This window comes from Paenibacillus sp. CMM36, from assembly GCF_053570945.1.
This window is the reverse complement of the sequence record NZ_JBSEDY010000009.1, coordinates 106,503-124,360: the sequence shown is the minus strand read 5'-3', so window position 1 is coordinate 124,360 and position 17,858 is coordinate 106,503. Positions and strand designations below refer to the sequence as shown.

18 protein-coding genes and 1 other RNA gene are annotated in these 17,858 nt (G+C 46.0%); 16 read left to right on the top strand and 3 right to left on the bottom strand.

The window, feature by feature from the left end:
- Positions 1-8 precede the first annotated feature (8 nt).
- From rpoD to rnpB, 6 genes are all read left to right on the top strand, one after another.
- A complete protein-coding gene (gene rpoD, locus ACWA2B_RS18170) occupies positions 9-1,142 on the top strand; it encodes an RNA polymerase sigma factor RpoD (protein WP_007431230.1) in 1,134 nt (377 codons plus the stop codon).
- Positions 1,143-1,229: 87 nt separating this feature from the next.
- Positions 1,230-2,069, top strand: coding sequence for a hypothetical protein (locus ACWA2B_RS18165; protein WP_449292481.1), 840 nt, complete (start codon positions 1,230-1,232; stop codon positions 2,067-2,069).
- Positions 2,066-2,827, top strand: a complete 762-nt coding sequence (locus tag ACWA2B_RS18160) for a tRNA (adenine(22)-N(1))-methyltransferase (protein WP_029517784.1) — start codon at positions 2,066-2,068, stop codon at positions 2,825-2,827. The genes ACWA2B_RS18165 and ACWA2B_RS18160 overlap by 4 nt, the downstream gene beginning before the upstream one ends.
- On the top strand, positions 2,803-3,918 hold the full coding sequence (locus ACWA2B_RS18155; protein ID WP_449292480.1) for a Nif3-like dinuclear metal center hexameric protein: 1,116 nt from the start codon (positions 2,803-2,805) through the stop codon (positions 3,916-3,918). Before ACWA2B_RS18160 ends, ACWA2B_RS18155 begins: the two co-directional genes overlap by 25 nt.
- A 61-nt stretch (positions 3,919-3,979) precedes the next feature.
- Entirely contained in the window at positions 3,980-4,546 is a 567-nt protein-coding gene (locus ACWA2B_RS18150; protein ID WP_029517782.1) for a flavin reductase family protein, read from the top strand.
- A gap of 79 nt (positions 4,547-4,625) precedes the next feature.
- Positions 4,626-5,024, top strand: an RNA gene (gene rnpB / locus ACWA2B_RS18145) — RNase P RNA component class A.
- A gap of 415 nt (positions 5,025-5,439) precedes the next feature.
- Here the strand turns inward: rnpB and ACWA2B_RS18140 are convergent.
- Entirely contained in the window at positions 5,440-6,660 is a 1,221-nt protein-coding gene (locus tag ACWA2B_RS18140; protein WP_029517781.1) for an aminotransferase-like domain-containing protein, read from the bottom strand.
- 116 nt (positions 6,661-6,776) lie between these two features.
- On the opposite strand from ACWA2B_RS18140, the gene pdxR reads away from it, so the two are divergent.
- Both pdxR and ACWA2B_RS18130 read left to right on the top strand, forming a co-directional pair.
- Positions 6,777-8,252 carry a MocR-like pyridoxine biosynthesis transcription factor PdxR gene (gene pdxR, locus ACWA2B_RS18135; RefSeq protein WP_029517780.1) on the top strand — a complete coding sequence of 492 codons (1,476 nt, stop codon included), beginning with the start codon at positions 6,777-6,779 and terminating at the stop codon, positions 8,250-8,252.
- An 88-nt stretch (positions 8,253-8,340) separates the two neighbouring features.
- Entirely contained in the window at positions 8,341-8,571 is a 231-nt protein-coding gene (locus tag ACWA2B_RS18130) for a hypothetical protein (RefSeq protein WP_080658632.1), read from the top strand.
- A gap of 57 nt (positions 8,572-8,628) precedes the next feature.
- Here ACWA2B_RS18130 and ACWA2B_RS18125 read toward each other — a convergent pair whose 3' ends face one another.
- Positions 8,629-10,509, bottom strand: coding sequence for a S8 family peptidase (locus tag ACWA2B_RS18125; protein ID WP_341039648.1), 1,881 nt, complete (start codon positions 10,507-10,509; stop codon positions 8,629-8,631).
- Positions 10,510-10,695: 186 nt separating this feature from the next.
- Here ACWA2B_RS18125 and ACWA2B_RS18120 point away from each other — a divergent pair, with 186 nt between their 5' ends.
- The 6 genes from ACWA2B_RS18120 to thiI all read left to right on the top strand — a co-directional run bounded on the left by ACWA2B_RS18120 (position 10,696) and on the right by thiI (position 15,503).
- Complete coding sequence (locus ACWA2B_RS18120; protein WP_029517778.1) at positions 10,696-11,202, top strand: YpuI family protein; 507 nt, start codon at positions 10,696-10,698, stop codon at positions 11,200-11,202.
- A 187-nt stretch (positions 11,203-11,389) separates the two neighbouring features.
- Positions 11,390-11,617 (top strand): DUF1540 domain-containing protein, encoded by a 228-nt coding sequence (locus ACWA2B_RS18115; RefSeq protein ID WP_029517777.1) that lies wholly within the window; start codon positions 11,390-11,392, stop codon positions 11,615-11,617.
- A gap of 44 nt (positions 11,618-11,661) precedes the next feature.
- Positions 11,662-12,054: a hypothetical protein gene (locus ACWA2B_RS18110; RefSeq protein ID WP_029517776.1), complete on the top strand. Its 393-nt coding sequence runs from the start codon at positions 11,662-11,664 to the stop codon at positions 12,052-12,054.
- 222 nt (positions 12,055-12,276) lie between these two features.
- Positions 12,277-12,969 carry a lytic transglycosylase domain-containing protein gene (locus tag ACWA2B_RS18105; RefSeq protein ID WP_029517775.1) on the top strand — a complete coding sequence of 231 codons (693 nt, stop codon included), beginning with the start codon at positions 12,277-12,279 and terminating at the stop codon, positions 12,967-12,969.
- A 157-nt stretch (positions 12,970-13,126) separates the two neighbouring features.
- Positions 13,127-14,275: a cysteine desulfurase family protein gene (locus tag ACWA2B_RS18100; protein ID WP_029517774.1), complete on the top strand. Its 1,149-nt coding sequence runs from the start codon at positions 13,127-13,129 to the stop codon at positions 14,273-14,275.
- Position 14,276: 1 nt separating this feature from the next.
- Entirely contained in the window at positions 14,277-15,503 is a 1,227-nt protein-coding gene (gene thiI, locus ACWA2B_RS18095; RefSeq protein WP_069010273.1) for a tRNA uracil 4-sulfurtransferase ThiI, read from the top strand.
- A gap of 73 nt (positions 15,504-15,576) precedes the next feature.
- Here thiI and ACWA2B_RS18090 read toward each other — a convergent pair whose 3' ends face one another.
- Entirely contained in the window at positions 15,577-16,272 is a 696-nt protein-coding gene (locus tag ACWA2B_RS18090) for a TerC family protein (protein ID WP_069010274.1), read from the bottom strand.
- Positions 16,273-16,488: 216 nt separating this feature from the next.
- Here ACWA2B_RS18090 and ACWA2B_RS18085 point away from each other — a divergent pair, with 216 nt between their 5' ends.
- Together ACWA2B_RS18085 and ACWA2B_RS18080 are read left to right on the top strand one after the other, a co-directional pair.
- On the top strand, positions 16,489-17,148 hold the full coding sequence (locus ACWA2B_RS18085; RefSeq protein WP_029517771.1) for a TerC family protein: 660 nt from the start codon (positions 16,489-16,491) through the stop codon (positions 17,146-17,148).
- 94 nt (positions 17,149-17,242) lie between these two features.
- Complete coding sequence (locus ACWA2B_RS18080; RefSeq protein ID WP_029517770.1) at positions 17,243-17,734, top strand: LiaF transmembrane domain-containing protein; 492 nt, start codon at positions 17,243-17,245, stop codon at positions 17,732-17,734.
- Positions 17,735-17,858: the final 124 nt, after the last annotated feature.

Below are 17,858 nucleotides of genomic sequence, written 5' to 3'. Positions count from 1 at the left end.
GTCGAAAGATGGCGAATGATCAGCATACTGAACTGGAGACGGAACTAACACTGGATCAGGTTAAAGATCAACTGATTGAGTTGGGTAAAAAAAGTTCTTCTCTGAACTACAAAGATATCATGGAAAAACTATCGCCGTTTGATCAGGACCCCGAGCAAATGGATGAGTTTTATGAGCAGCTGGGTGACTTGGGGATTGAGGTTGTGAATGACAACGACGAAGAAGTTACCAGATTGCGTCAAAATGACGACCCGGAAAACAATGATGGGGATGATTTTAATTTCGATGACGATCTGAGCCTGCCTCCCGGTATTAAAATTAATGACCCAGTCCGGATGTACTTGAAAGAAATCGGTCGTGTACCGTTGCTTTCTGCTGATGATGAGGTGGAGCTTGCCAAACGGATCAATAACGGCGATGAAGAAGCTAAGCGCCGGTTGGCAGAAGCGAACTTGCGTCTGGTTGTAAGTATTGCCAAACGTTATGTTGGTCGCGGAATGCTTTTCCTGGATCTGATTCAGGAAGGTAATATGGGTTTGATTAAGGCAGTAGAAAAATTTGATTACGAAAAAGGCTTTAAATTCAGTACCTATGCAACCTGGTGGATTCGTCAGGCCATTACGCGCGCGATAGCCGATCAGGCGAGAACGATTCGTATTCCGGTGCATATGGTGGAAACGATCAACAAGCTGATTCGCGTATCGCGTCAACTGTTGCAAGAGCTGGGGCGCGAACCTACGCCCGAGGAAGTGGCTGCCGAAATGGAGTTGAGCGTGGAAAAAGTACGGGAAATTATGAAAATTGCCCAAGAACCGGTTTCATTGGAAACACCAATTGGTGAAGAGGATGACTCACATCTGGGGGATTTCATTGAGGATCAAGAAGCGTTGGCGCCTGCAGATGCGGCTGCCTATGAACTTCTGAAGGAACAGCTCGAGGATGTACTGGATACGTTAACCGAACGGGAAGAGAATGTTTTGCGTCTCCGCTTTGGTTTGGACGACGGAAGAACCAGAACCCTTGAAGAAGTGGGTAAAGTGTTCGGTGTTACACGTGAACGTATTCGTCAGATTGAGGCCAAAGCGCTACGTAAGTTGCGCCATCCAAGCCGCAGTAAGCGACTGAAGGATTTCCTCGAATAGAAGCGTTACATTGCGGACCTTCTGCGGCTTGAAGCGCGCAGGAGGTCTTTTTTTATCTCATGGCAGTCTTGGTGGAGGGGAAGAAGCTTGGACCAGGAGAAAAAGCGGGCAATACTGTTACATGAAATTGAGCATTGGCGGCGAAGTCGGCTGCTCCCTGAGCAATATTGCGATTTTTTGTCTAACCTGTATCGGGAGGACGAAGATCCGACGCAGAGCCAGAACCGTAACAACACCGGGCTGCTTACATATCTTAGACACGGGCATGGGATCGCCTGGCTTCTTGGTTTTGTCATTATTTCCTGCATTTGTTTGATCGGTTTTTATTTTACCGCTTTTCCGTTGGCAATGCAAATATTCTCGGCGAGTGCAGTTACTACGATTTGCTATGGAGTGGCCGCATTTTGGCGGTCTTCTGAAAAGAGTATGAGCGCGATGTTGAGCACTTTAGGCAGTGCGATTATGTTGGGTTCGGGTGTATGGATCATTCAGCTCCATCAAGGTGAAGCTAAGGTTTGGTTTCTTTTGCTCGTAGGCCTATGCGGTGTGGTATGGTGTCTTGTGGGATTAACTTTGCGCAACAGCTTACTTCATTACTGTGGCATTGCTGGGCTACTTTTAGTGTACGCGATCCTTATAGGCCGCTTCTGGCCTACAGCAACTTTAGTGATGCTTGAGGCATTTTGGATTTTGCACGCAGTATTGTTGATCTGGTTAAGCTGGTGGGTACATCGCCGCTTTCCGCGTCTCGCTTTGGTTTATTTCGCTATAGGCATGACACTAGCATTCATGGCTGAAGCAGACACGTTTATCCTGCGCCATCAAGCGGCGGGAGATGTGGTGTTTTACAGCATACTGAAGTTGGCATTTGTTGTTGGAATTTTATTTTGGACTCGAAAAAAATGGATTACGTGGGTGACGTTATGAAACTTTCTCAACGATTACAATATATTATGGAACAAATACCTGCCGGGAGCAGACTTGCGGATATTGGCTCGGATCATGGACTACTCCCCGTGGCCGCAGTGCGTAGTGGCAGAGTACCGCAAGCTGTGGCGGGTGAAGTCAATGATGGACCGTTGCGTGCGGCTCAAAAGCAGGTGGCCGAAGCAGGTCTCACGGATCGCATTGCGGTTAGAAAGGGAGATGGCTTGGCTGTAATTAAGGTCGATGAAGTTGATGTTATTACGATAGCCGGGATGGGTGGTGCCTTGATCGCTACCATTTTAGAGCAAGGGAAAGACAAGCTTGTTTCAGTGAAACAACTTGTTCTACAGCCTAACGTAGGAGAGGATATCTTACGCCGTTGGCTCATCGAACATCAATGGGTACTAACAAGTGAACATATTATGGAAGAAGACGGGAAAATATATGAGATTCTGACGGCAGTACCTGATTCGGTAAGCCCACTGAAACAGGATGCGCTGTATCAACCATGGAAAATTCCCGATAGTTCGCTGGTACTGACACCGGATTTGTTGATGCAACTCGGACCACTATTGGTCAAAGCACCGAATGAAATCTTTTTTTATAAATGGAAATTGGAGATTCGCAAGCTTGAGGATGTGCTGGCACAAGTGGCACGATCAGATCAGGAATCCGCACAGCATAAGCGGGAGCAATTGCGCAAGCAAATTGAACAGCTAGAGGAGGTACTTGCATGTTTGCCAAAGGACAGACAGTAATTAGCTATATGGAGCAGCTGGCTCCGAAATACTTGGCAGTTCCGGACGATAGAATCGGGCTTCAGCTGGGTAGTCTGCAAAAGGAAATCAAAAGCATATTAGTAGCCCTAGATGTTAATGATGAGGTTGTCGAAGAGGCACTCCGCATAAAAGCTGACCTCATTATTGCGCATCATGCGATTATATTCCGCCCACTTAAAGCTTTGAACACAGATCAGCCTGCGGGTAGATTGTATGAAAAACTGATCAAGAATGATATTGCTGTCTACATCAGTCATACGAATCTGGATACAGCTGAGGACGGCATGAATGACTGGATGGCAGAAGCACTGGGTATTCAAAGTGAAGGTACGCTTGAGGATGTTCACACCGAGCAATTATTCAAGCTTGTTGTTTTCGTACCCAAAACACATCATCAACGGGTACTGGATGCCATACTGGGGGCGGGAGCTGGACATATCGGCAACTACAGCCATTGCAGCTTTAACATTGACGGCTATGGAACTTTTGTGCCGGGTGAAGGCACACAGCCGTTTTTGGGTGAGCAGGGTAAAATGGAACGTAGTGAAGAGGTTCGTATTGAAACCATTGTACCGCAGGCTGTACGCAACAAAGTCATTCAAGCGATGCTGAAGGCTCATCCTTATGAAGAGGTGGCTTATGACCTGTATCACATGGATTTGCAGGGCCGTTCCTTTGGTTTGGGACGGGTGGGCAAGCTTAAGGAAACTCGCACGCTACGGGAGTTTGTCGATGTTGTGAAAAATGGCCTCAACGTGGAGCATGTACGTGTGGTGGGCGACTTGGACCGTATGATCAAAAAGGCAGCCGTGCTTGGGGGCTCAGGCAGCCGCTATGTGAATAAGTCGCTTTTCAAAGGCGCTGATGTATTGGTCACAGGGGATATTGACTATCACACGGCTCACGATGCCCTGATGGCGGGGATTGCTATTATTGACCCTGGACATAATGCTGAAAAGATTATGAAGCCTAAAACCGCAGAATGGATGCGCAAACGCTTGGTAGAAGGTCGTTATTCAACGGAAGTACATGTATCTCAGGTAGAAACCGAACCTTTTCAATTTTTGTAAAATCTCAACATCTATGAGAAAATGAAGATGCTCTATTATTTTTTTCGTAGGGAGAGGTTCTATGCGGACGCTGATAGCTGATTCTGCAATTCATGCCTATCCAGGCATGGTCGCTGTTGTTACTTCCCGCTATGAGGGGGAAAATAATGTAATGGCCTCAGGCTGGCATACCTATATCGGATCATCACCGGGCATGTATGGCATTTCACTGAGGAAGGAAACATATTCTCACGGACTGATCGAGAAAAGCGGAGGCTTTGGTATTCAGTTTCTGCCTGCGCACAGATCGGAATGGATTCAGGCTGTAGGTACCTTTAGTGGTAAAGATGTAGATAAGTTTCAGCAGTTTGGCATTGCATATGAGGATGGAATTTCAGTCAATGTGCCTATATTGCTGGAGGCTTATCTTGCTTATGAGTGTAAAGTCGTGGATATTCATACCTATGGAGATCATGATTGGATCGTCGGTGAAATACAGCAGACCTACCGAGATGATGAACTGTTCCTAGATGAGGACGTTCCTGATTTTAGTAAGCTTTCTATCCCGCTATACGTGGGAAGGTCTGCTTATTATGTGGCGGATGATTCATTGCAGAGAAAGGTACATCCGTTTTATTTGGGCAAGTAAACAGAGATCTATACGTTTTACAATATTTTCAGGGTTGTATCATGCGCGCGTTCCCTGTATACTATGTAATGTTGTTCGGAAAGTTTGACAGACAATCGCTGGTGGCGTAAGCCGCGAGAGGAAAGTCCGGGCTCCATAGGGCAGGATGCTGGATAACGTCCAGTCAGCGCGAGTTGAAGGATAGTGCCACAGAAATGGACCGCCGATGGCCGCTTGCGGCACAGGCAAGGATGGAACCGAGGTGTAAGAGACCCCGAGGAACGCTGGTGACTTCGTTCCTGGTAAACCCCATCTGGAGCAAGACCTAATGGGACACAGCTTCTTCGCGAAGCAGCCTTAGCCCGAGGCGTGTCTAGGTTGGTCGCTGGAGCTGGATAGCAATGTTCGGCCTAGATAGATGATTGTCGCTTGTAGTGGGAGGGTAGTTCCCGTCTGTACCACGAATAGCACAGAACCCGGCTTACGGAAAACTTTCCCCACTGCAACACCTTAAAAAGTATGAATTTAACTTTTGTAAATGACCTGTTTGCATGAAAGCCTTTAATCCAAATGTATTTATTGAATTAAAAAGGGTGTGTCATATTCCTGTGGGAATGATGGCACACCCTTTTTAACATACCGTACTTACGCAGATATAGTGCATTCTTAGAATGAAGCCCCCAGCATAATTACTGTGGGCTTTCATCCTAATTTTTACTTCTCTACCGTAAAACCGTTCGAGAATGAGGCACGTAGTCAGCGTAGCAAACGCATTTGAATCTACAGAGGCGAGGCGTACATCTTTGTCCCAGATTCCAACATGCTATTCAAATTCCAAACGAATCAGAGGGAACAGCGATCGTAAAATCAAATGATTCGTGAAGCGGCCTCACGTACGTGTCCTGCCAACTCCATCATCGCACGCTGTTTACAACACTTTCCTCTGTGTACATCTTCAGTGCCCGATCCAATCGGTCAACTGCTTTTGGAAGCAAGGAAGGATCCGTATGCGTGAAGTTGATTCGCATATGGTTGCTGCCACTTAGGTCAGCATAGAAGACTTGTCCAGGCACAAATGCCACTCCTTCCTGAATTGCGAGTTGCAGCAACCGATCAGAACGGAATCCCTCGGGTAAAGTAACCCACATAAACATACCGCCAAGTGCATCATTCCAGGTGATTCCTTCCCATTGGCGTTCTTTCATCAGCGACGTGAGACGTAGCATACGAGTATGGTACTCAGCAGACACAGTACGAATATGTCCGTCCAAGTCAAAAAAGTCCAATAACTCATTCAAAGCACGTTGATCAATACTGCTGGAGTGCAGATCGGCAGATTGTTTGGCATTGGCGACTTTAACGACAATCGCTTGATTAGCTACCAGCCAACCAGATCGAACACCAGGAGCGACGGTTTTGGAGAATGTAGAAGTGTACATCACATGACCGTCTCCACCTAGCTGTTGATCGATTGAGAAAAGGGATGGAAAGTTAAGGTTTTCGTCAAATTTAAGACGTCCGTAAGGATCATCTTCAAAAATCAAAGTGCCGTATTTACGGCATATTTCAACAACGCCTGTTCTTCGTTCCATACTCCAAACACTTCCTGCCGGGTTGGAGAAGGTTGGGATGACATACACGAATTTAGGCTGATGTTTTTTGATCTTGGCTTCAAGATCTTCTAATCGCATACCGTTAGAGTCTGTATCTACACTTACAATGTTGGCACCATAGGAATTAAATACCTGAAGAGCTGCCAAATAAGTAGGGGACTCCACCAATACAGTATCCTGCGGATCGAGCAATACACGCGAAACCAGATCAATGGTCTGCTGTGAGCCCGTCGTCATGATGATGTTATCTCTGGTGACGGAGATGCCTTGGGATGACATGATTGCTGCAAGACGTTCCCGTAGAGGAATGTAGCCCTCGGTTAGGCCGTATTGAAGAGCGGTAGTACCGCCGAGGCGAAATACCTGCTCATAGGCTTTAGCAACAGCTTCGATGGGGAAAAAGGCATCGGCAGGAAGGCCGCCTGCCAGAGATAACACATCTGTTCCCTGTGTCAGCTTTAAAATGTCCCTTACCATGGACGAGCCCTGAGTACGAGCCATACCCGAAAATTTGTGTTCCAATCCAATCATCTCCTGTGTTCTATACTGTACTATGAAATTTGTTGTATTATATCGATAATGAAGTATAACAGTAAACGTCTAAATGTAACAGTTGATTTTTGGAGGGGACGGTTCCGATGCATATTGATCTCAGCCGCAATAGCAGTGTTAAATTATATTTACAGATTGCCAAAACATTAGCAGATCGCATCCAGTCTGGACTGTTGCCTCAGGGCACAAAGCTTCCCTCTGTCCGTCATTTGTCCAGTTTGCTTGCGGTAAGTCCCGTAACTGTAAGCAAGGCATATGCTGAGCTGGAGTCTATTAATCTGGTTACCTGTACACAGGGAAAAGGTTGCTATGTAGCAGAGCCTTCGGTAGCTGTTCAACGTGAGGGAGCGCAGGATTTGTCATGGCAAATGTCGCTGATCGATTATTTGCCACGCGCACAGTTATGGAGAAACTTTAACCATAGCAGACAGGTTCCCTATTCTTTTCATATAGCAGCAATTCAACCGGAGCTTCTTCCTACACGCGAAATCATCGCTGATACTCAACGTCTATCCTCTGGAAATCCTGATGCAATGGCAGCATACGGTACTTTTGAAGGTGATTTAGCGCTGAGGGAAGTGTTTGTAGATCACCTGAACGAACGTGGCCTATGCACTGTTGCAGAACAGCTGCTCGTGACCAGTGGTGCCCAACAGGGCATTGACCTGGTGGCACGTACTTTTGTTGGTTCTGGAGATGTTGTCTACATGGAGGCTCCTACATATACGGGGGCCATTGATGTATTTACCAGTCGTGGTGCCAAAGTAATTATGATTCCGATGGATGAGCAGGGCATGCGGATCGATATCCTCACGCGTCTTTGTGATACTCATCCCCCAAAACTGATCTACACGATACCCACCTTTCATAATCCTACCGGAGTAACTTTAACGACGGCCAGACGCACACAATTATTGGATCTAGCTCAAAGTTATCATTGCCTCATTGTTGAGGATGATCCATTTTCTGACCTCTACTATAAAACAAAGCCGCCACTCTCTATCAAGGCACATGATCAATCCGGACATGTGATATATATCAAAAGCTTTAGCAAAACCGTTGCTCCCGGCTGCCGTATAGCTTGTGTAGCGGCCACTGGCAGTGTAATGGATCGTTTGGTGGCTGCCAAGTCTACTACGGATTTGGGGAGCCCTCTATTAACGCAAAAAGCGCTATTGCCCTTTATCAGGAACCGTCTTGATCGACATCTTGTCTGGTTGCGGGAACAAATGCGGGATCGGTTGACAGTCGCATTGTATACGCTCCAGCGCTATGCTCCGCCAGAGGTTAGCTGGTATGCTCCCGAAGGCGGCTTAAATGTGTGGATTAAGCTTCCTCCTAATGTTGATATTCCAGAATTGGAGCGGCTGGCTGATCGAGAAGGCGTTTCCTTTTTACCTGGTGCAGTGTGCTATGCAGGTGGTATGGACAGTAATCATATCCGTATTTCTTTTTCGTATGTGGACAAGGAAACACTTATAACAGGTCTTCACAAACTGTGCCGTTTGTTGGGCGAACTGCTTGATCATTCGGTCATTGTTGAACGGAAGCCTATTTTATAAGGGATATTTGTATTAGGGGGTAAACATCCAAGCACAGCACATGCCTTCTTAATATGCTGTACTAATTCACCGAAAGGAGTTGCACATTATGAGTCATTGCCCTTACGACCCGATCGTGTGCCCGCCGATCCAATTTGTAAATCATCAATTTTTCCCACAAGTCGTGCCTGTGGTTCATCCAATTGAGATTGTTAATCAGACGCACATTGTACCTGTACCACATCACGTATTTCCGGTGAGTATAAAGGATCCTGGAGAACCTTGCTGTCATACTCGCAGTCATAGCAAGCGTCCTGTTCGCAGCAGTTCCAAGCGTTAATAAAGCCCAAAAAAGCAGCCATGGAGCAACATGGCTGCTTTTTTCCAATAAGGAATCTTACGTTTCCAGTTTCTTCAAAATAGATTTTAACTTGTCACTTAAATGCTGTGGATAGAATTGCAAAGGAACATATGGACGTTGTGCTGCTTTCAACGCTTTATACACATCAATTTGACCATACCCGAAATATTTGTCATGCCCTGGTGTGCCCAAGTCAATTACGCTGCTTCTCATTAAATCCATAACCTCTTTGTTGGTCAGATCGGGGTTAACGGATCGAATCAGGGCAGCAAGTGCTGATACATGGGGACTGGCCATTGAAGTGCCCGACAGTGCAGCATATTGATTCCCTGGGTACGTACTGGCAATACTTGCACCTGGAGCCATGACGTCTACATAATCTCCATAGTTAGAAAAGGATGCACGGTGCATAGAAGAATCTGTAGCGGAAACGGCAAACACTTCAGGATACGCTGCTGGATACCCAGGCCGTTCCGTATTGTCATTGCCTGTGGCTGCAATTAATACGACATCTTTATCATAGGCGTATTTGATCGCATCATGCAAAAATTCAGCTTGTGCGTAATTGCCCAGACTCAAATTGATGACCTTGGCACCGTGATCAGCTGCCCAGATAATACCTTCTGCAACCGAGTAAGTCGTACCGGAGCCGGATTGGTCAAGTACCTTGATCGGCATGACTTTGTTGTACCATGTCATGCCAGCGACCCCCTCACCATTATTCACGAGGGCAGAAATGATGCCGGCGACGTGCGTTCCATGACCGACGTCATCATAAGGCTTTTCAGACGGGTTTACCACGTTATGACCTGAAAGGATTTGACCTTTTAGGTCGGGGTGATCCAAATCTACTCCCGTATCTACGACAGCGACAATTACGTCCTTGCTGCCTTTGCTTAATTTCCAACCTCGGTTGGTTTCAGTTGCCGGCAGATTCCATTGATAGCGGGAAAAGAGCAAATCATTGGGAATAGAGCTGTCCGCTTTGATAGGTGTGCTCTCATTGGTTAGATACATATAGTGAGGTTCCGTATAAAGCGGGTTCCACTTTCTTGAAAAATATTGCTTTAGCTCCTTAAAGTTCATCTTATCCGAATGAAATACATAGGTATAACCAAGCTTGCGGCCTGGCGCACAGTGTAAATCTGCTGCAATTTCCTGCAGTTGTCGTGAATCAGGATTATGATGGAAGCGAACGACAATTTCATTTTCAAAATAATGGCTTGCATTTTCGTTGTCGTGGCCCGTCTTGACAGTAATATCGTGCAATGTGTCGGGATGTACGGATTCGATTTTGTAGCTGCCTTCTTTTGGATAGGGAATCAAACGCAAATTTTTCCGCTGATGCTTCTCCACGTCACGCAATACTTGCTGACTGACCAGAGCAGCAACGCCGCATGTTCCGTCAGCCGATGGTTCTGCCATGACAAAATATTTACCGCCTTCAGCCTGAAATGCAGCAGATTCGTAGGATTTATTTTGCATGACGGAACGGCGAGCCGCAGCCAAGCTGCTTTTAATTTGAGGATGACTGAGCAGACGAGTTTGTGCTTTGCTGCCCGTGTAGGTGTTCGTATTCCCGTCGCTTGTGTGAATCCACTGTAACGTATGAAGATGACTGTGCGATTGCTGTAGCGTGCGGGTAAATTCCCTTTTCTGATCAGCAGTTTTACCATCAAGTTCCCGCATCACGTACTGAATATCCTGCCTTGCATCCATGCGTGTGAGGGTATCCGTAGCGGACAGGTCCAAAGCCAACATTCCTTTTTTGAGTTGCTTCTCTTGCTGTGGCACCATCTTGGCCGTATATTCGGGCTGCGGTGTATGGCGGTGATCACGGGAAGGCAGCATCAGTGTGATGAGAAGCACCCCGGCAGCTGCTCCTAGCAGGGGTTTTAACCATTTTCGCCGAGACATGGGACCGTCCTCCTTGAGAATTCATAAATTTATGGTTTAGCGTGAGGAGGTTGGCATGTTTTTATACCTTTCAATGCTTATTTGTGGTAGGATAAATACTGAAAATTACAGCTCTTTCGGTTAGAGGGGACTATTTTCGGGTAACCAAATTGATGAACAAGCAACAAATAAGGGGGAGCTGCCTTGATGTCAGCAGTCAACGTACAAAAATTATGTGAGTCGGCGCAGGAGAGACTGAAAACTGCCGTGAAACGGGTGGAAACATTCCTCAATGAGCATGCTCTGCCGCAACTGGCTGCAGATGGCAATGAGGAGTCCGTGCTCTTTTACAAAGGCTTTTTGTCGGATCTCCGTCATGTCCTTGTTTTTTCCGAAGTATCTTATGAAAAGTTGGGTGTGGCTTTACGCCGTGCCAATTTTGACGTCGATTTTGCGGAAAAGGCATTGTATAACGTTTACCATGACTGCGTGAACAGCTTTTTTTATCCCAAAAATGAATCTTACGCAGAGGATGGACGCTATGCGTATACGGGACAAGATGCTATCCGCTTCCGTAAAACGCCAGTGCCAGCCGCTCGCGAAGTGATCATGGACATTACGAAAAATTTTGAAGAATTGCGTGATGATCTGACTTATTATGAAAGTGACTATTTGACTCAGCGCCGGATGCAGACTCGCCGTACTCATGCATAAAGCATTCAACGGGGAAGATCATTTCTAATCAAAAACTAAAACAAGACAAGCAAGCCGTTTTCTACTTGCTTCCTGCCATTTTGGAGGAGGTGAAGGAAGCGGCTTTTTTCGTATGTCACCAACTGCCATATACCATAAACGCATAGGTGCGGGATAGCGGGGGGACAATGAATCCGAGGTGATGATCATGAGCCAAGAGGCCAAGCCAATCGTTAAGTGTAGCGTAGCCAATTGTCATTATTGGGGAGAAAACAACTTGTGCAAGGCAGATTTGATCATGATTGAAGTTGATGGTCATGCCGGAAAGAAATTTAAAGAAGAATATGCGGGGGAAAGCTTCAGTTCAGAAGAACGTGATAAGGCCGACACGTCAGCCGCAACCTGTTGCCACACTTTTAAACCGAAGTCCGTGTAAATTTTATTACGCGATTCATTTTGCATTTGGAGGTGCAGTTTATTATGGAAGATCATGAAAACGACAAGCATCAGAATGAAGAGCATGTTAGCCGCAAACGTGTAGATTACCCCCGTCACATTCATGAACGATCTGCCAAGCGCCGTAATGATCGTGAGGAATATGCAGCAGAGGTTGCTCCCGGCTCAGTTGTGACTCGACATGAGGTCAAGGGTGAAGAGCAAGTTATAAACAATAGTGGTCGTATTTCTGGCTATGTTGGTCTGGCTGCGGGAATTGCCTCATTGTTTATGTGGTCCATAGTACTGGGGCCTATTGCTGCAGTTTTAGGCTTTTTTGCTTATGTGAATGGCAGCAAAACGACCGGCATTTGGTCGATTGGTCTTGGGGCGCTGGCGACATTGAGTTATTTTGCTTTTATCCCGTTCGTTCGCTGACCTTGCTGGAGGAAAAAGTACAGTTTTCTTTTGTATATCCGAGAAAAATCATCTTAGTGATATAATTACATTTAAGCTGATCTATAAAGCTCCGCTGTCTTTTCGACAGAAACGGAGCTTTTTTTCATTAAAAGGTATGGAAGTACATAGTAAAAAGTTGTATCATAGCAGTAACGACAAGCTATTTGGGATATAACAACTATAGAAAGTTGGGAACACCACATGCAAATTGATCCGCGCGTGTCCAAGTCCATGTTAGACATGCAGCTGTTAAATAATATGAGTGCTACAACCCAGACGGGGACAACGGACGCTTTTTCCGGATTACTGGAACAAGTAGGTCAGTTGGAAACAGATGGTGCTGTGACTCGAGAAAATTCAAGTGATGTTACCAGAGACGAAAATGGTTTGCTTTGGCTTCAATTGGGACCTTCGAGGGGAACGGCTTCGTCATTGTATCCCGCTCCTTCCAGCACAGCAACAGACGGGCCTACAACACCTACGGCATATGATGATATGATTAACGAGGCTAGTCAGAAATACGGCGTTCCAGTAGCGTTGATTAAAGCAGTTATTGATACGGAATCTTCATTCAATCCGTCGGTCACTTCTTCGGCCGGGGCCAAAGGGCTTATGCAACTTATGGATGCTACGGCTCAAGGTCTGGGAGTCAGTGACCCGTATGATCCTGGACAAAATATTGATGCTGGAGTTCGTTATTTGTCTTATCAGATTAAACGTTTTAACGGACAAGAAAATATGGCGCTGGCTGCATATAATGCAGGTCCCGGACGGGTGCAGCGGCTTGGTGTAAGTAGTGATGAACAGTTAATGTCTGTACTAGATAAGCTTCCGCTGGAAACGCAAAGATATATTAACAAGATTCAAAATGCACGTGAAAAATATACGATCTAAGCCCTATAGCTTATAACGAAAAAAGTGTGTAATTTCAATTAGATTAGGTCCGCAGAACAGGGTCAATATGGGGAAAGGGTGTCGCTATAATGTAGCGGCCTTTCCCTGTTTTGGTCTTTTTTTGTTGCAGCAGTTGTAGGGCAGAAAGGGGAGTTTAATGAAATATTTTGATTATGCGGCGACAACTCCGCCTTTTGAAGAGGTGATTACAACCGTTGCTGAGATCATGAGACGCCACTATGGCAATCCATCTTCGATGCATCGGTATGGAGAGGATGCGGATAAGTTGCTTAAGCGTTCGCGCGAAGTATGTGCTGCGGCTTTGGGAGTGTATCCATCAGAGATTGTCTTCACATCTGGGGCAACGGAAAGCAACAATCTTGCTATTAAGGGAGTAGCTTTGCAGTATCAGACCAGAGGCAAGCATATTGTTACTGTATCGACAGAACACCCGTCTGTGTATGAAGCTTGCAGACAACTGACAAATCTGGGCTTTGAGGTTACATTTTTACCTGTCGATGCGGAAGGGCATGTGAGCGCCGAACAGGTTTGTGCCGCTGTCCGTAAAGATACGATTTTAGTCAGTATTATGCATGTCAATAATGAGACGGGAAGGGTGCAACCGGTGCATGATATCGGAGCTGCGCTGAAGAAACAGTTCCCCCGTATTCTATTTCATATTGACGGTGTACAGGGGTTTGGAAAGCTGCCGGTTGATATCCGGGGCTGGCGGGCTGATCTGTACAGCCTCTCTGCGCATAAGCTGCGTGGACCTAAAGGTGCTGGACTACTATTCGTTCGGGAAGGTGTAGAGATTTTCCCACTGCATAGTGGCGGCTCTCAGGAGCAGGGTTTTCGTGCAGGTACGGAAAATGTGCCACTGCTTGTTGGTATGTCCAAAGCGGTACGACTAGCGGGCGAACGACAAGCAGAAACAGCACGACGTATGACCGAGTGGAGAGAACGGGTGGTCGCAGAAGTGCAGACAATCCCTCAACTGCGGCTAAACAGCGGGGAGGAAGCACCGCATATTGTCCACTTTTCATATCCGGGTATGAAGGCCGAGGTGCTGCTGCATACGCTGGAGCAACTAGGTGTGGCCGTATCCACCAAATCGGCTTGTTCTTCGAAGTTGGCCGAGCCCAGCCGGGTGCTGCAGGCGATGGGCCGCAATGAGGCAGAAGCATCTGGCGGCATTCGTATCAGCTTTGGTGATGAACATACGGAACAGGATATCGATGAGCTTATACTTGCACTGCAACAGGCTGTAGCCAAGCTGGAATCCCTTGAAAGGTGGAAACGTTAAAATGCACTATGATATGCTGTTACTTCGCTTCGGTGAATTTACATTAAAAGGGAAGAATCGAACTCGTTTTGAAAAGGCAGTACTGAATCACGTGAAGCTGCTGCTCAAGCCGTTCCCTGGCGCTTCTTTGCGGAAGGAATTTGGACGGATTTATGTGGTACTCGGAGGAGAGCCTTATGAACAGATCATTCAAGTGTTACAAAAAGTGTTTGGCATCACGACAATCAGTCCTGTCAAAATGGCTCCTGTCGAGCTGGGTGCTATAATTGAGACCGCTGTAGCTTTGATGCGTGAGCTGAATGTGGCCGAGGGAACGACTTTCAAGGTAAATGCCCGCAGAGTGTGGAAGGAGTTTGCTCATTCCTCACAAGAGATGAACCATTTAATTGGTTCTCCTATTTTGCGAGAGTTTCAAGCGTTGAGGGTCGATGTGCATCAACCAGATATTGAGTTGCGTGTGGAAGTCAGAGAGCAGGCGGCCTATATATTCAGCGATGTTATTATGGCTGTAGGGGGCTTTCCGTTAGGAACGAACGGTAAAGCTATGCTGCTGCTGTCTGGTGGAATCGACAGCCCGGTAGCAGGATGGTCTTCCATGCGTAGAGGACTGGAAATTGAATGTGTACATTTTTATAGCTATCCGTTTACAAGTGAGCGTGCGAAAGAAAAGGTCATTGAATTGGCAAGGGTATTAGCAGGCTATGCAGGGCGGATCAAAATCCACCTTGTACCGTTTACAGAGGTGCAGACGGCCTTTACGCGCACTGGACAGGACAATCTGATTATAACGCTAATGAGACGGTCTATGCTGCGAATTGCAACGATGCTGGCTGAGCGTGAAGGAGCGCTGGCACTCGTGACGGGTGACAGTCTGGGTCAAGTTGCTAGTCAAACGTTATCCAGCATGAATGTGATTGGCCGTTCGACAGAATTACCATTGCTGCGACCTCTCGTCATGATGGATAAGCAGGAGATCACGGAAATCGCTAAGCAAATTGGCACCTACGATTTATCCATCCTTCCATATGAGGATTGCTGCACATTGTTTGTTCCTAAATCTCCAACGACCAATCCAAATTTGTGGGTTGTTCAAAAGATTGAAGCCTCTATTCGGGATTTAAATGCCTTGATTGAACAGGCTGTGGCTGCAACGGAAACGCTTGTCCTGGAGGCAGGCGGAGCTATAGAGGGGCGTAATGAGGAAGTTATACAGGAAGATTGGTTTTAAACAAAAAGGCAGACCCACTGTTATTATGGGGTCTGCCTTTTTTGATTTTAGTTAAAACAGTTTTTGAAGCATTTTAAACAGCTTTTTCTCGACTGGACATTGCTTTGCGATTTTGAAGATATCCCGTGAGCAAAATACCAGCCATAACTGTAGCAATAAACAAGATACGCAGCGCAGGGTGCTCGGTAAAGTAAGGTTCCAGCTTACGTTCTTCAGTAATCATATTAGAGGCCGTATAACCAAGTACAGCCGATCCCAAATAGATAATCCAGGGGAATTTATTGATCAGTTTGATAAAAAGAGTGCTTCCCCATACCACGATTGGCACGCTGATTAACAGGCCCAGCACTACAAGTAGCAAATGCTGCTGGGCAGCGCCAGCAACAGCAATCACATTGTCCAGACCCATAGCCGCATCGGCTACAACAATCGTGCGGATAGCACCCCATAATGTTGTTCCCGCTTTGACTTCGGTATGGTCCTCCTGGTCTACGAGCAACTTATACGCAATCCAGACTAACATAATCCCCCCGATGAGTAACAACCACGGTACTTGAAGCAGCCAGAGTACCACAATGGTGGCTGCTATGCGAATAAGCAGGGCACCACCGGTGCCGTACAGTATCGCTTTTTTTTGCGTTGCAGGAGGCAGCTTTCTGGCGGCAAGTCCAATTACAATCGCATTATCCCCTGCGAGCAGAAGATCAATAAATATCACATTAAGCAGTAGCCAAAAGAACTGAAGTCCGGACATATCAATCGTTCTCATCTCCCTGATTAAACATCCTAAAATCGTTGTATGTGTTTATTTTAATACCCGTTTTCCGGAAATACGATTCATTATATGGCTGTTTGTTATTGATTTCAAGGTCTTTACTCAACGAATTTGACATCATTTTTTAATAAAGGATGACTTATTTGACAAAGCTTATAAGCATAGCCTCGTCCTATTTCGCATACAAGTAGGATGGGGGTGTTTGTACACATGGAGCATATCATTTTGCTGTTGAAAATATTAATGATTAATTTGGTGTTAAGCGGTGATAATGCGGTTGTTATAGCCATGGCGAGCAAAAATTTGCCTGCAAGGCAGCGGAGTCAAGCTATATGGTGGGGGGCAGTCGGTGCAGTCCTCCTGCGCTGTGTTTTGACTTTTGTAGCTGTCATTTTGCTGGGCATACCCTTTATTCAGGCGGCAGGTGGTCTACTTCTGTTATGGATTGCGTTTAAGCTGCTTTATGAGAGTGAGGATCATGTAGGAGTCAGAGCAGAAACAACCATATGGAAGGCTATACAGGTGATTCTGGTAGCGGACTTTGTGATGAGTCTAGATAACGTATTAGCTATTGCAGCACTAGCAGATGGGGATATCGCCATTATTGTCATTGGTATTGCAATTAGCATTCCGATAGTTGTCTGGGGCAGCAACGTAATTGCGATCTGGCTTCACCGGTTCCCTGTACTTGTTTTGCTCGGATCTGCAATCCTGGCTTTTACGGCAGGAGAAATGCTACTGCGTGATCCCCGATTGGGTGTATGGTTAGCAGGTACGGGAGAGCTTATACATGCATGGTTACCAGGACTCTTAGCCTCAGCAGTTGTGATTGCAGGAATATATCGTCAGCTACGTGCTCATCATATTTGAACGTAGTTTTTTTGGAAAACATCGGCTAAAATATACTTAAAAACAATCACATTAAGCGACCTAAAAACAAATTCAGCAAACAAAGGAGACCACGATGAATTCCGGAAAAGAGCGTATGATCGGAGTGGGCATTGTTGCCGTAGGACTGATTATTTTGTTGGGGAAACTGGGGACGTTCTCCTTCTTGGGACGAAACTTTTGGCCTTTGCTGTTTTTAATACCTGGAATCGTACTGCATGCAATGTACATGAAGCGTAAAGTTTCACCCTTTATGTTGCTGCCAGCAGGGATTTTATCGGTTTATGGCTTCTTATTTTTGCTCTGCAATATTTGGGGCTGGAATTTAATGGCCTATTTATGGCCTTTGTTACTTCTAGGTGTGGCGGTTGGATTATGGGAGTACGCCATTAATGATATTTCGCTTTCTCGTAATGTATATACGGGGGGCGTGATATTGGGCTTGGTATCGGTGTTTTTATTGGTCATTACCCTGTTAAGAACGGGTATCATATATGTTATTGCAGTTTTACTGATCGGCGCTGGAATCTGGTTGGTCGTAAACAACCGTGGCAAACGCAAATGGTAAACGACAAGCAATGAGATTTTATGGCGGTAAATTACGGAACAGGCAATAATGTCTTGCTTTATGACATATTTCAACTATAATATAATGGATATGATAAGAGCGTCGGAATGATTTCTGACGCTTA